The sequence below is a fragment of the Pseudomonas sp. 8BK genome, assembly GCF_902506475.1.
Lineage (GTDB): Bacteria > Pseudomonadota > Gammaproteobacteria > Pseudomonadales > Pseudomonadaceae > Aquipseudomonas > Aquipseudomonas anguilliseptica.
The window spans coordinates 3,462,232-3,476,552 of the sequence record NZ_LR733252.1 but is presented as its reverse complement, the minus strand read 5'-3'; the positions used below and the strand labels follow the sequence as shown (position 1 = coordinate 3,476,552).

Here is a 14,321-nt window from a genome sequence, read left to right as displayed (position 1 = left end):
GCGCTCGCCCCTGACGGCGTAGGATTTGGCGGCTGGCAGTGATGGTCAGCCACCCAGCATTTTTGAGCGAGAGTGGATGTGAGCAAGCGAGCCTTTAACTTCTGCGCCGGCCCGGCCGCGCTTCCTGAAGCTGTTCTGCAACGCGCCCAGGCGGAACTCCTCGATTGGCAGGGTAAAGGCCTGTCGGTGATGGAGATGAGCCATCGCAGCGATGAGTACACCGCCATCGCACAAAAGGCCGAGCAGGATCTGCGCGACCTGATGGAAATTCCGTCCGACTATAAGGTGCTGTTCCTGCAGGGCGGGGCCAGCCAGCAGTTCGCTGAAATCCCGCTCAACCTGCTCCCCGAAGACGGTGTTGCCGACTATATCGACACCGGTATCTGGTCGAAGAAAAGCATCGAAGAAGCCAGTCGCTACGGCAATATCAATATCGCCGCCAGCGCCAAGGCATATGACTACTTCGCCATCCCGGGTCAGAACGAGTGGCAGCTGTCGAAAGATGCCGCCTACCTGCACTACGCCAGCAACGAAACCATTGGCGGCCTGCAGTTCGACTGGATTCCCGAAGTCGGTGACGTGCCGCTGGTGGCGGATATGTCTTCCGACATCCTTTCGCGCTCGATCGATGTGTCGAAGTTCGGCCTGATCTACGCCGGTGCGCAGAAGAACATCGGCCCCAGCGGGCTGGTGGTGACTATCGTCCGTGAAGACTTGCTCGGCCGTGCCCGCAGCGTTTGTCCGACCATGCTCAACTACAAGATCGCGGCTGATAACGGCTCGATGTACAACACTCCCGCGACCTTCTCCTGGTACCTGTCCGGCCTGGTGTTCGAGTGGCTGAAAGAGCAGGGCGGGGTGGCCGCCATGGAGCGGATCAACCGCGCCAAGAAAGAGCTGTTGTACAAGGCAATCGATACCAGCGACTTCTACAGCAACCCGATTGCCCATAACGCCCGCTCCTGGATGAACGTGCCGTTCCGCCTGGCTGACGAGAAGCTGGACAAGCCGTTCCTCGCCGGCGCCGATGCGCGCGGCCTGCTCAACCTCAAGGGTCATCGTTCGGTCGGCGGCATGCGTGCCTCCATCTATAACGCCGTGGGCCTGGATGCGGTTGAAGCGCTGGTGGCTTATATGGCCGAGTTCGAGAAGGAGCACGGCTGATGACCGATAAAATTTCCGAGCAGGAACTGCAAGCGCTGCGCCTGCGCATCGACAACCTCGATGAGAAGATTCTCGCGCTGATCAGTGATCGCGCCAGCTGCGCCGAAGAAGTCGCGCGGGTGAAGATGAAGGCGCTGCCGGAAGGCGAGAAGCCGGTTTTTTATCGCCCAGAGCGCGAAGCCCAGGTGCTGAAACGCATCATGGAGCGCAATCAGGGGCCGTTGGGCAACGAGGAAATGGCGCGGTTGTTCCGTGAAATCATGTCCTCCTGCCTGGCCCTGGAAAACCCGCTCAAGGTTGCTTACCTCGGCCCGGAAGGCACGTTCTCCCAGGCTGCGGCAATGAAGCATTTTGGCCACGCGGTGATTAGCGTGCCGATGGCGGCGATCGATGAAGTATTCCGCGAAGTGGCCGCCGGTGCGGTGAACTTCGGTGTGGTGCCGGTGGAGAACTCCACCGAAGGTGCGATCAACCACACCCTCGACAGCTTCCTCGAACACGACATGGTTATCTGTGGCGAAGTCGAACTGCGTATTCACCATCACCTGCTGGTCGGTGAAACCACCAAGACCGACAAAATCACCCGCATCTATTCTCACGCCCAGTCTCTGGCCCAGTGCCGCAAGTGGCTGGATGCGCATTACCCGAATGTTGAGCGCGTGGCGGTATCGAGTAATGCCGACGCGGCCAAGCGGGTGAAAAGCGAGTGGAACAGTGCGGCGATTGCTGGTGATATGGCGGCCAATCTGTACGGCCTGACCAAGCTGGCGGAGAAGATCGAAGACCGTCCGGACAACTCCACGCGCTTTTTGATCATCGGTAGCCAGGAAGTGCCGCCAACCGGCGACGACAAGACCTCCGTCATCATCTCCATGCGCAACAAGCCGGGTGCGCTGCACGAGTTGCTGGTGCCGTTCCACAACAACGGTATCGACCTGACCCGTATCGAAACCCGCCCGTCGCGCAGCGGCAAGTGGACCTACGTGTTCTTTATCGACTTCGTCGGTCACCATCGCGATCCGCTGATCAAGGACGTGCTGGAAAAAATCAATCAGGAAGCTGTGGCGCTCAAGGTGCTGGGCTCCTATCCCAAAGCGGTACTTTAAAACTGCTGCGGCACGCCTCAGGTCTCAAGCTACACGCGCATCGACGCCGGGCTGTACTTGGGGCTTGCGGCTTTAAGCGTGAGGCATTGCTATGACCGATTTCCTCGTCCTGGCTCAGCCAGGTGTACAGCAGCTGTCGCCCTATGTGCCGGGAAAGCCGGTGGATGAGCTGGCCCGTGAGCTGGATCTGGATCCGGCCAGCATCGTCAAGCTGGCCAGCAACGAGAATCCGCTGGGCCCCAGTCCCAGGGCGCTGGAAGCGATTCGCAGCGAGCTCTCGGAGCTGACCCGTTACCCTGATGGCAATGGCTTCGAGTTGAAAAGCCGCCTGGCTGCGCGCTGTGGCGTGCAGATCAATCAGGTCACCCTGGGTAACGGCTCCAACGACATTCTCGATCTGGTTGCTCGCGCCTATCTGGCCCCTGGCCTGAATGCGGTGTTCAGTCAGTACGCCTTTGCTGTTTACCCTATCTCGACCCAGGCCGTAGGTGCTCAAGGCAAGGTGGTGCCGGCCAAGGACTATGGCCACGACCTGGAAGCGATGCTGGCGGCCATCGATGAAAATACCCGTGTGGTGTTTATCGCCAACCCGAACAATCCGACTGGCACCTGGTTTGGCCCCGATGCGCTGGAGCGCTTTCTCGCGCGTGTGCCGCAGAACGTGCTGGTGGTGCTGGATGAGGCTTATATCGAGTACGCCGAGGGTGATGAGCTGCCGGATGGCCTCGAGTACCTGGCGCGCTACGACAACCTGCTGGTCTCGCGCACCTTCTCCAAGGCGTATGGTCTGGCGGCGCTGCGCGTGGGGTATGCACTCAGCTCGGCGCAGATCGCAGATGTGCTGAACCGTGTACGCCAGCCATTCAACGTCAACAGCCTGGCCCTGGCGGCGGCGTGTGCGGCGCTGGATGATGCCGATTACCTGGCGCAAAGCCGACAGCTCAATGATGCCGGCATGGCGCAGCTGGAAACTGGTCTGCGCGAGTTGGGCCTGAGTTGGATACCGTCGAAAGGCAACTTTATTGCCGTGGATTTTGGTCGCGATACCGCGGCGATCAACCAGGCGCTGCTGCGCGCCGGAGTGATCGTGCGTCCGGTGGTCGGTTATGGCATGCCGAACTTCTTGCGCGTATCGATTGGTCTTCCGGCTGAGAACGCGCGTTTCCTCGACGCCCTGGCCAAGGTGTTGAGCGCGTGAGTGAGCTCAAGTCTGCTGTCACTCAGGTGCAATCTGTTGTCCCTAAGCTCGGCCGCCTGGTGGTTATTGGCCTGGGTCTGATTGGCGGCTCCTTCGCCAAGTGCTTGCGTGAGCGCGGCCTGTTTCGCGAAGTGATTGGCGTCGATCTGGACCCGGAGTCGCGCCGGCTGGCGGTTGAGCTTGGCGTGGTTGATTGTTGTGAGTCCGATTTGGCAGCCGCTTGTCAGGGTGCTGATGTGATCCAGCTGGCGGTGCCTATTCTGGCCATGGAGAAGCTGCTGACCGAGCTGGCCAAGCTTGAGCTGGGTACTGCGGTGCTCACTGACGTGGGTAGCGCTAAGGGCAATGTGGTCCGTGCGGCGCGCCTGGCCTTTACCGGTAAGGCGGTGCGCTTTGTGCCCGGGCACCCGATTGCCGGTTCCGAGCAGAGTGGGGTGGAGGCCTCCAATTCCCAGCTGTTCCGCCGCCACAAGGTCATCCTGACCCCTTGCGAGCAGAGCGACGAGTCCGCTCTGGCGCTGGTCGATGCGCTGTGGCGCGAGTTGGGCGCGGATGTCGAGCATATGGAGGTTGAGCATCACGACCAGGTGTTGGCTGCGACCAGTCATCTGCCGCACTTGCTGGCCTTTACCCTGGTTGACTCGCTGGCCAAACGCAGTGAGAACCTGGAGATTTTTCGTTACGCCGCTGGCGGTTTCCGTGATTTCACGCGGATCGCCGGCAGTGATCCGGTCATGTGGCATGACATCTTCCTCGCCAACCGCGAGGCGGTGCTACGCACACTGGACGTATTTCGCGACGACCTCGACGCCTTGCGCGACGCGGTTGACGCAGGGGATGGGCATCAATTGCTGGGCGTATTCACCCGCGCTCGCGTGGCCCGTGAGCATTTCGGCAAAATTCTGGCCCGTAGGGCCTATGTGGACGCTATGCACTCTAATGATCTGATTTTTTTGGCTAACCCAGGTGGCAAACTCTCCGGGCGTATTCGTGTGCCGGGCGACAAATCCATCTCCCATCGCTCGATCATGCTTGGTTCGTTGGCTGAAGGCACCACGCACGTAGAGGGCTTCCTGGAAGGTGAAGATGCCCTGGCAACTCTGCAGGCGTTCCGCGACATGGGCGTGGTCATCGAAGGCCCGCATCATGGCCGCGTGACCATTCACGGGGTTGGCCTGAATGGTCTGAAGGCGCCTGCTGGTCCGCTGTACATGGGCAACTCCGGCACCTCGATGCGTCTGCTTTCTGGTTTGTTGGCGGCACAGTCGTTCGACACCACGCTGACCGGTGATGCCTCGCTGTCCAAGCGGCCGATGAATCGCGTGGCCAAGCCGCTGCGCGAGATGGGCGCGGTGATTGAAACCGCTCCGGAAGGTCGTCCGCCGCTGATGATCAAGGGGGGGCAGCGCCTGACCGGCATGGACTACGAAATGCCCATGGCCAGCGCTCAGGTCAAATCTTGCCTGTTGTTGGCCGGCCTCTATGCTGCAGGTCGTACCTCGGTGACTGAGCCGGCGCCGACCCGTGACCACACCGAGCGCATGCTGCGCGGCTTCGGCTACCCGGTTACGGTGGATGGCAGCACGGCCAGTGTCGAGTCGGGCCACAAGCTGACCGCGACCCATATCGAAGTGCCGGCGGATATTTCCTCGGCAGCGTTCTTCCTGGTCGCCGGCAGCATTGCCGAAGACTCCGAGCTGGTGCTGGAACACGTTGGCATCAACCCGACCCGTACTGGTGTCATTGATATCCTCAAGCTGATGGGCGGCGACATTACCCTGGAAAACCAGCGTGAAGTGGGCGGTGAAACCGTGGCCGATATTCGCGTGCGCAGCGCCAAGCTGAAAGGTATCGATATTCCGGAAGATCTGGTGCCGCTGGCAATCGACGAGTTTCCCGTGCTGTTCGTGGCTGCTTCGGTGGCCGAAGGCCGCACCGTGCTGCGCGGCGCCGAAGAGCTGCGGGTCAAGGAGTCCGATCGGATTCAGGTAATGGTCGACGGTCTGGTCGCGCTGGGCGTCAAGGCTGAGCCAACGCCGGATGGCATCATTATCGAAGGCGGCAGCATCGGAGGTGGCGAAGTCTGGGCGCATGGTGATCACCGTATCGCTATGTCGTTCAGTGTCGCCTCGCTGCGTGCCACTGCGCCGATCCGTATCCATGATTGCGCCAACGTCGCCACCTCGTTCCCCAATTTCCTCGCGTTGTCGGCTCAGGTCGGCATCCGTGTGGCCGAGGAGGGCAAGGCATGATCGTCGCTCCGGTTATCACCATTGACGGGCCTAGCGGCTCGGGCAAGGGCACCATTGCTGGCCTGCTGGCTAAACAGTTGGGCTGGAATCTGCTGGATTCGGGTGCGCTGTATCGTCTGTTGGCTTTTGCTGCCGGTAACCACGGTGTCGACCTGACCAATGAAGAGGCGATGAAATTACTCGCCGCTCATCTGGATGTGCAATTTATTGCTGCCGGTGATGGCCACGGTCAGCGCATCATTCTTGAAGGCGAAGAAGTCACAGACCTGATCCGTAATGAGCAGGTCGGTGCCGGGGCTTCGCAGGTGGCTTCGCTGTCGGCGGTGCGTGAAGCGCTGTTGCAGCGTCAGCAGGCGTTTCAGGAAATGCCGGGCCTGGTCGCCGATGGTCGCGATATGGGGACGGTGGTATTTCCCGATGCGCCGCTGAAGATTTTCCTCACCGCCAGCGCCGAGGAGCGCGCCCGCCGCCGCTACTTGCAGTTGAAGGCCAAGGGCGATGATGTTAATCTCGCGAGTCTTCTTGATGAGATTCAGGCGCGCGATGAGCGCGATACCCAGCGTGCAGTGGCTCCGCTCAAGCCGGCAGCCGATGCGATTCAGCTGGATTCCACTGAGCTCTCCATCGAACAAGTGCTTGAACGAATTCTGAGTGAGGTCGCCAATCGCGATCTCGCCGGATGATAAGAGTCACAGCTGCTTAAGCTGACCGGCTCGGAAGGAGGCGTGCGGGAACCCAGTCCTTGTCCTGTTTGCCTTTTTTTATATGAACGTACCCACATTGTCTGGAGTGTGGTTTGGGCGGATTCCCTGCCCTGAATCAACAGGAATTAAAATGAGCGAAAGCTTTGCTGAACTGTTTGAAGAAAGCCTAAAAACCCTGAACCTTCAGGCTGGCTCGATCATCACCGCTATCATCGTCGACATCGATTACCAAGCTGGTTGGGTAACCGTTCACGCTGGTTTGAAGTCTGAAGGCCTCATCCCGCTGGAGCAGTTCCACAACGACGCTGGCGAGCTGACCATCAAGGTCGGTGACGAAGTTCACGTTGCCCTGGACGCGGTTGAAGATGGCTTTGGTGAAACCAAGCTGTCCCGCGAAAAAGCTAAGCGTGCCGAGTGCTGGATCGTTCTGGAAGCAGCTTTCGCCGCTGAGGAAGTGGTTACGGGCGTTATCAACGGTAAGGTTAAGGGCGGCTTCACTGTCGACGTTAACGGCATCCGTGCGTTCCTCCCAGGTTCCTTGGTCGATGTCCGTCCGGTGCGTGATACCACTCACCTGGAAGGCAAAGAACTCGAATTCAAAGTCATCAAGCTGGACCAGAAGCGCAACAACGTTGTCGTTTCCCGCCGCAGCGTGCTGGAAGCCGAGAACAGCGCCGAGCGCGAAGCTCTGCTGGAATCCCTGCAGGAAGGTCAGCAAGTCAAAGGTATCGTCAAGAATCTCACCGACTACGGCGCGTTCGTGGATCTGGGGGGCGTCGACGGCCTGCTGCACATCACCGACATGGCTTGGAAGCGTATCAAGCATCCGTCGGAAATCGTCAACGTTGGCGATGAAATCGACGTCAAGATCCTCAAGTATGATCGCGAGCGCAACCGTGTATCCCTCGGCCTCAAGCAGTTGGGCGAAGATCCGTGGGTTGCCATCAAGGCGCGTTACCCGCAGGACACCCGTGTTACTGCGCGCGTAACCAACCTGACCGACTACGGCTGCTTCGCAGAGCTGGAAGAAGGCGTGGAAGGCCTGGTGCACGTATCCGAAATGGATTGGACCAACAAAAACATCCATCCTTCGAAAGTCGTTAACGTCGGCGACGAAGTGGAAGTTATGGTTCTGGATATCGACGAAGAACGTCGTCGTATCTCCCTGGGTATCAAGCAGTGCAAAACTAACCCGTGGGAAGATTTCTCCGGCCAGTTCAACAAGGGCGACAAGATCTCCGGCACCATCAAGTCGATCACCGATTTCGGTATCTTCATTGGTCTGGATGGCGGCATCGACGGCCTTGTTCACCTGTCCGACATCTCCTGGAACGAAGTAGGCGAAGAAGCTGTACGCCGCTTCAAGAAGGGCGACGAACTGGAGACCGTTATCCTCTCCGTTGATCCAGAGCGTGAGCGCATTTCCCTCGGCATCAAGCAGCTGGAAGAAGATCCGTTCTCCGACTACGTTGCTGTTAACGATAAAGGCACCATCGTGCGCGGTATCGTTAAAGAAGTTGACGCCAAGGGCGCAATCATCACTCTGGCCGATGGTATCGAAGCGACTCTGAAAGCCTCCGAAATCAGTCGTGACCGCGTTGAAGACGCGCGCAACGTTCTGAAAGAAGGCGAAGAAGTAGAAGCCAAGATCATCAGCGTTGACCGTAAGAGCCGTGTAATCAGCTTGTCGGTCAAGTCGAAAGACGTTGAAGACGAAAAAGAAGCCATCAAAGAAATGCGCAAGCAGGAAGTTGAAACTGCTGGTCCGACCACCTTGGGTGATCTGCTCCGTGCGCAAATGGAAAAACAGAACTAAGTTCGGTTTATCCAGAGAAAAAGGGCGACTTCGGTCGCCCTTTTTTGTGCCTGAAAATCGCTAAGGTGTTGTTTTATAGGCTGTTCAAATCTAGTCAAGCATGCTAAAACCTCTTTATCTAGTGATCTAGCCGCTTGAAAAAGAAGGGAAAACCATGACCAAGTCGGAGTTGATCGAGCGCATCGTCACCCATCAGGGGCAGCTCTCGTCCAAGGATGTTGAGTTGGCGATCAAGACCATGCTTGAGCAAATGTCGCAGGCGCTGTCGACAGGGGATCGTATCGAGATCCGCGGCTTTGGCAGTTTCTCACTGCACTACCGTGCGCCGCGTGTAGGGCGGAACCCGAAGACCGGTGACTCGGTTCGGCTAGATGGCAAGTTTGTGCCGCACTTTAAGCCGGGGAAAGAGTTGCGTGATCGAGTTAATGAGGATGAGTTGTGAAGTCTGAGGTTTAAGTCGTGAAAGTGTGTATTTATGCTTTTGGCTTTCTTCATTTTTATAACGACATTTTTTCCCGGGTGGGCTGAATTTAATATTTTTATCATGGCATAATGCGTTTTTTGGTTACCAGTATATGTTTGGTTCATTGTTGCTGTGCTGTCATGAGCGAGGCTGTTCTAGGTTGGCGGGTTGTTTGGTGGATTTTCAGTATGCTTTTTATGGTGCTGTGATAGGTGTGGTTGGCTCTTGCCGTCGGTTGTGTGCGGGCTTCGTCAGTGGCCTATTGATTGATGGCTTTGCTCCAGGGCTGGGCGGTTCGCCATCGAATTCGCTTTGGAGGAAGTTAGAGCGCTGTTGGGTGCCAACTCCGTAGGGCGGTAAATTCTTATAGCGGCTGAAGAAAGATCGTTCCCTTCTTTTTGGTATTTTGCAATCCGCTAGTCATCTATAGCTATCAGGTTTTCCTAGATATTGTTGCCACCCAAGGGTGGCAGCTTTAGTTTCAATATATTCAATGCTGCAAAATCCTGCTCGATGATGGGTTATATGGCTTGCTATTTGCGAGTTTTCAGGCTTTGGTTTTGTGTGGCGGCAAATCAGCTCTTCGATTTAGTAAGGTGGTTGTGTGGGAGGTGGTGAGCAGCGCTATATCATACATTAGGCTGCGTGTTGGTGATTTCACAAGCGTGTCATTTTTACTTTTGTTGATTTATGTTGTCCTCTCCAAGCGGGGTGCAGGATGTTATTTGCGCGTTCTCAAGTGTTTTTTCGTAGTTGGATGTGGGCTTGCTAAGGTTTCGTGCGAGTTAAATGCTCTTGTGTTTTTGCAAGTGGTTGAGTGCTTCGTTGTTTGAAAGTCTATTGGATTTCTATTTTGCTGTTTTTGCGTGTTGCTATGTTTGAGGTGTTTAATATTTTCTGATCTTTTGGTGTTTTTTTGGTTTTTTATTGGCTCTGTTTGTTGAGGGGGTTTTTTTTGGTTTCTAGGCGAATGACGTTTTTGGTCTGGTTGGCTTGTTTTCTTTATTCTATTGCTGTTGGTTTGGTTCTGCAAAAACTAGTATTGCCAATGATGCCAGATATGCATGCAGGCCACGGTCTGATGCGAGACGACGCAATCTATTTCCATGACACTGCGGTCGCTATGGCCGAGCGCATTCGAGCGCTCGGTTGGAGTGAGTGGCGTCTGATGCCATCGGGGTCGGCTACAGGGAACGTAGGGTTGCTCGCTGGGTTGTACGCCTTGTTGGGGCCTGAGCCTGCATTCTTTTTGCCCTTGACTTCAGCCTTTCATGCGATGGGGGCTGTATTGGTTTTGCTTATCGCTATGCAGATCCTTCCCTCTCGCGGAGGTTTGTGTGCCGGGCTTGTTGCTGGCTTCTTCTTCCTTGTTTTTCCATCGGCGTTAGTCTGGTTTGGCCAGAATCACAAGGATTCCTTTGTCATTGCAGGTTTTCTGCTTGCCTTGCTGTCCTTCTTAAAATGTCTCGAATCTTCAGGGTGGTGCCGCCTGTTGCTGAGTTCGGTTCTGTTTGTGCTCGGCCTTGGGCTGGTTGCGATAATGCGACCGCACTTGGTGCTCATTTACCTGGTAGCTTTTTTCTGTGCGTTCATATGTTTGTTTTTGGTGTCTTTGGCGTGGCGAGAGATGAGGTGTTGGAGGGGGGTTGGCCGAATTTTCTGGTTAATCTGTCTCGGTATGCTCCTCATGACTGTCGTCCCGTCAAACAATGCTTTGGTTGATACTGTCGTCCCGCCAGGCAATCAGGATGTGCGGGATGTGGAAGGTGGTTTTCTAGGTGGCTGGCAATGGCAGCAGTCTGATTATTTCCCGGTTAAATTAGACTCCCTTCTGAATAAAGTATCTGCTATGCGAGCTCACTTTATTAACTATGGTTATGCTGTTGAGGCTGGCTCTATCGTGGACGGAGATATTAAGCCTCAGAGTTCCAGTCAGGCTATCGGCTATCTTCCTCGTGCGCTGATAGTTGGTTTGTTTGCTCCTTTTCCGGATTTCTGGGTGCAGAAGCTCTCGATGCCGAGGATTATCGGCGCGCTCGAGACTCTGATGTTCTATCTCTTTTTTCCCGGTGTTCTGTTCATTCTGCGCCATCGAATAAGTAGACCTTTGCTCGTTTGTCTAATTGTGGCTGGAGCGGTATTGGTAGTTAATGCCTTTGTCAGCCCCAACATGGGTACCCTGCATCGGGTGCGTTATGGTCAGTGGTTCGTGTTCCTGCTCATAGGTGCCTGTGGTTGGTCCATTCTATCCGGCCGACTCATTTCACGGTTTGGGGCTCCTGGGGCTGAGGCAGCCAGTGCTTCCAATGCTGCCGGGCAGGGGGGCGCTACACTCAGTGCATCCCGTGCTGCTGGAGCGGGGGTGCTTGTAATGCTTGTTTCGCTGGTAGGCTTTTTCGGTTTGCTGGTGCGCGACTTGCTGCTGATCGATCGCGTTGGCTTTGGTGCTTCGCTGGATAGCTACTACCTGGCAATTATGTTGCCTACTTTTTTCACCGGCCTTCTGTCGATGCCATTGGGTGATGCCTTGTCTACGCGGATGTCCCGGCTTGCCGATCGTCTACAGATACAGCGGCTATTGGCTGGTGCAACATCTTTCACTCTGCTGCTTTTCATTCTGGTGAGCGCAATCCTACTGCTATACGCCAAGGATATTTTCTCGGTTTTTTCTCCTAACGGGGATGTTCGTCTGACCATGCAGTTGTTCCCGGTCGCTCTTCTACTACTGATCCTTTCCGGGGCGATAGTCGTAGGTAACAGCGTTATGAATTCGCGTGGCCGCCCCGTTATGGCCGCGGCTGCGCAGCTGGTAGTGCCGCTGGTGGTGGTGGCGTTTGTCCTAGCAGCAGGCGAGAAAGATATCGTCGGCGCTGCGATGACTGGCATGGCGGTCGGTCAGCTAGTTAACTTGGTGTTGCTGGCGCTGTTTCTCAAGCATTATGGCTTTAACCTATTGCCCGGTTCTCTGCGAGTACTGAGTGAGGAGGGTGCCATGTTGCACAATTGCAAGTGGCTGGTGCTCTGTGCGCTTCTCACAGGGGCTGCGGTACCGATGAACTACTGGTTCGCAGGTCAGATTGGCGTTGGTGCTTTGTCTACCTGGGCGCTAGGCAGCAAGCTGGTTCAGATATCCTCGTTGTTGGGTGCCGCTCTGATGACGGCGGTCTTCGTCCCCTACATGAGCAAGGTCGTGGTGCTTGGGTTGAAGGCTCGAGTTAGAGATGATTTGTTTGTTTCTCTGGTGGTTGGAGGTTGGGGTAGTGCGATAGCGATTGCCGCTGTTTTTGTGTTCGCCGAACCTATCGTTTATGCAGCTGCAAGTGGTCTTGATGATCCTCGGGCAGCCGATCGGCTGGTAGGAATACTTAAGTTTGGAGCGTTGCAGCTACCTTTTGCCCTGTCGGCAATGCTGTTGTTCAAGTTGTGTGCGGTCTCTGCCGTTTCGCTCAGGGCTGCGATTGCTGCATTGGTCGGCCTGATTGCCAATATAGTGCTGAATATTTTGCTGGTGCCAGTTATGGGGCTCGTTGGCCTTGCACTGGCTTGGACGATATCCAGTCTTGTCGCAACTCTGGTTGTTATTGGTGTGACACGCACGCATTCGCACCTTGCTGCGATCGATATCCTGATGTTGCTCGCCACCTGGGGTATGCTTGTCGGTCTGGCGGCGGCCATTCACTTTCGCAGCTGGTCGGCAGGTGCTGTAGTTCTTCTTAGCGCTACGTTTCTGCTGGTTATTCAGTTGCGGATGTTGTCACGCCAGCGTTTGTTGGTGGCTCTCTAGGCAAGCGTCGAATGGGCTGCTAGGGCTTCAGGCGGTAGGTAAGCCAAAGGCTTTCAGGGCAAAATGCTCTGGAATATCAGTGGCTTGTCTGGGTTGAGCAACTTACGTTGCGCTGATCTACCGCGTAGGCGCAATCCTGGCGATAGCATTCTGTTACTGGTAATGTGGCGCTTATTTTTCGTGCGGCCTCCTTAAGGAGATTGAAAATTAACGTTCCCTTTATCGACCTCAAGCGCCTGGAGCCTGGGTTCCATGCGGCGCTGATGGAAAAATTCCACGCCATGACCCTGGGCGCCCAATTTATCGGCGGCGCGGAAGTTTCTGCGCTCGAGATGCGCTTGCAGGCAGAGCTGCAGGTGGCGCACGCGGTGAGCTGCGCCAACGGTACCGATGCCTTGCAACTGGCATTGCGCGCGGTAGGCGTGGGCGAGGGTGATGTAGTGCTGGTGCCCAATGTCACTTTCTGGGCGACTTTCGAGGCCGTGGTCAACGTTGGCGCCAAGCCGGTCACGGTCGATGCCGATCTGAGTGACGGTGGAGTGTGCTTCGAGGCCTTCGAACAGGCTATCCGCGAAGCCAGGCCCAAAGCGGCCCTGGTCGCCCACCTTTATGGCTGGGGCAGCGCGCGTCTGCTCGACCTGCGCAAATTGTGCCGCGAAAATGGCGTGGTGCTGGTGGAGGATGGCGCCCAGTCCTTTGGCGCACGTTACCAGGGTGAGCCGATCTACAAGGGCGCGCATATTTCCACCACCTCCTTCTACCCGGCCAAGGTGCTGGGCGCCGCAGGTGATGGTGGTGCGGTGTTCACCGACGACGCCGAGCTGGCCGACTCGGTGCGTCGTCTCGGCAATCACGGCCGCACAGCCCATTATGGCTACGGCGACGTAGGCTGGAACTCGCGCCTCGACTCACTGCAGGCGGCATTTCTCAATCTGTCGCTGGATCACATAGAGGCACGCGTTGCTTCGCGCCGCGAAGCGGTGGCCTTCTACCAGAAGCATCTGCCCGCCACCGGCATCCAGCTGATGAGCGCTCCGGCCGGATACGAGGAAAACGGCTACTGCAATGTCTGCCTGGTGCCCGAGCTTGAGGTGAAGGCTGAGCTGGAAGCGCGGCTCAAGGCCGAAGGCATCGGTTTCGGTAACATCTATCCGAGTGTCATGTCCAGCCAGCCCGGTGCGGCGGCCTATCTAGCCGGGCATTTCGGCGCTCAGGTCGGCGAGCAGCTGTGTGCCTCGGTGGTCAACCTGCCGCTGTTCCCGTACATGGCTGAGGCTGAACTGCTGCGTGTGGTCGATGTGGTCGGCGCTACGCTCGGAGGCGAGCATGTCCGCTAACGACATCTATATTCATCCGACGGCCAATGTGTCCGACAAGGCCAGCATTGGTGCAGGCACTAAGGTCTGGATCAATGTGCAGATTCGCGAAAACGTGGTGGTCGGCGAGGGCTGCATTCTTTCCAAGGACGTCTACGTCGATCACGCCGTGAAGATCGGCAGCCGCTGCAAGATCCAGAACAGTGTCTCGGTCTACAACGGTGTGGAGATCGGCGACGACGTGTTCGTTGGGCCCAACGCTTGCTTTACCAACGACAAGGTGCCGCGGGCCTTCAATACCGAATGGAAGGTCACCCCGACCCGCATCGACAACGGTGTGAGCATCGGTGCCAACGCCACCATCGTCTGCGGTATCACCATTGGCGAATTTGCCATGGTCGCCGCCGGCAGCGTGGTGACCAAGGATGTGCCGCCCTACACACTGGTCATGGGTAACCCCGCGCACGCGGTGGCCCGAATCGACCGGGAAGGTAACCGTGTTTCTGGAGATGTTTGAC

Annotated in this window: 10 protein-coding genes; all 10 read left to right on the top strand. The window is 56.7% G+C overall.

Features of this window, described 5'->3' with window-relative positions; all coding sequences use genetic code 11:
• Window positions 1-78 precede the first annotated feature (78 nt).
• The 10 genes from serC to ACIN8IBEIGE_RS16185 all read left to right on the top strand — a co-directional run bounded on the left by serC (window position 79) and on the right by ACIN8IBEIGE_RS16185 (window position 14,320).
• Window positions 79-1,164, top strand: coding sequence for a 3-phosphoserine/phosphohydroxythreonine transaminase (gene serC, locus ACIN8IBEIGE_RS16230; protein WP_160015560.1), 1,086 nt, complete (start codon window positions 79-81; stop codon window positions 1,162-1,164).
• Window positions 1,164-2,270, top strand: a complete 1,107-nt coding sequence (gene pheA, locus ACIN8IBEIGE_RS16225; RefSeq protein ID WP_178124371.1) for a prephenate dehydratase — start codon at window positions 1,164-1,166, stop codon at window positions 2,268-2,270. The genes serC and pheA overlap by 1 nt, the downstream gene beginning before the upstream one ends.
• A gap of 91 nt (window positions 2,271-2,361) precedes the next feature.
• Window positions 2,362-3,468 (top strand): histidinol-phosphate transaminase, encoded by a 1,107-nt coding sequence (gene hisC, locus ACIN8IBEIGE_RS16220; protein ID WP_160015559.1) that lies wholly within the window; start codon window positions 2,362-2,364, stop codon window positions 3,466-3,468.
• Complete coding sequence (locus ACIN8IBEIGE_RS16215) at window positions 3,465-5,720, top strand: bifunctional prephenate dehydrogenase/3-phosphoshikimate 1-carboxyvinyltransferase (protein ID WP_160015558.1); 2,256 nt, start codon at window positions 3,465-3,467, stop codon at window positions 5,718-5,720. Before hisC ends, ACIN8IBEIGE_RS16215 begins: the two co-directional genes overlap by 4 nt.
• On the top strand, window positions 5,717-6,403 hold the full coding sequence (gene cmk, locus ACIN8IBEIGE_RS16210; protein WP_090248169.1) for a (d)CMP kinase: 687 nt from the start codon (window positions 5,717-5,719) through the stop codon (window positions 6,401-6,403). The genes ACIN8IBEIGE_RS16215 and cmk overlap by 4 nt, the downstream gene beginning before the upstream one ends.
• Before the next feature lie 151 nt (window positions 6,404-6,554).
• Window positions 6,555-8,240: a 30S ribosomal protein S1 gene (gene rpsA / locus ACIN8IBEIGE_RS16205; RefSeq protein WP_160015557.1), complete on the top strand. Its 1,686-nt coding sequence runs from the start codon at window positions 6,555-6,557 to the stop codon at window positions 8,238-8,240.
• A gap of 154 nt (window positions 8,241-8,394) precedes the next feature.
• Complete coding sequence (ihfB, locus tag ACIN8IBEIGE_RS16200; protein WP_160015556.1) at window positions 8,395-8,682, top strand: integration host factor subunit beta; 288 nt, start codon at window positions 8,395-8,397, stop codon at window positions 8,680-8,682.
• Window positions 8,683-9,673: 991 nt separating this feature from the next.
• Complete coding sequence (locus ACIN8IBEIGE_RS16195) at window positions 9,674-12,487, top strand: oligosaccharide flippase family protein (protein ID WP_160015555.1); 2,814 nt, start codon at window positions 9,674-9,676, stop codon at window positions 12,485-12,487.
• A 200-nt stretch (window positions 12,488-12,687) separates the two neighbouring features.
• On the top strand, window positions 12,688-13,824 hold the full coding sequence (locus tag ACIN8IBEIGE_RS16190; protein WP_218579707.1) for a DegT/DnrJ/EryC1/StrS aminotransferase family protein: 1,137 nt from the start codon (window positions 12,688-12,690) through the stop codon (window positions 13,822-13,824).
• Complete coding sequence (locus tag ACIN8IBEIGE_RS16185) at window positions 13,814-14,320, top strand: acyltransferase (RefSeq protein WP_160015554.1); 507 nt, start codon at window positions 13,814-13,816, stop codon at window positions 14,318-14,320. The genes ACIN8IBEIGE_RS16190 and ACIN8IBEIGE_RS16185 overlap by 11 nt, the downstream gene beginning before the upstream one ends.
• Window position 14,321 lies beyond the last annotated feature (1 nt).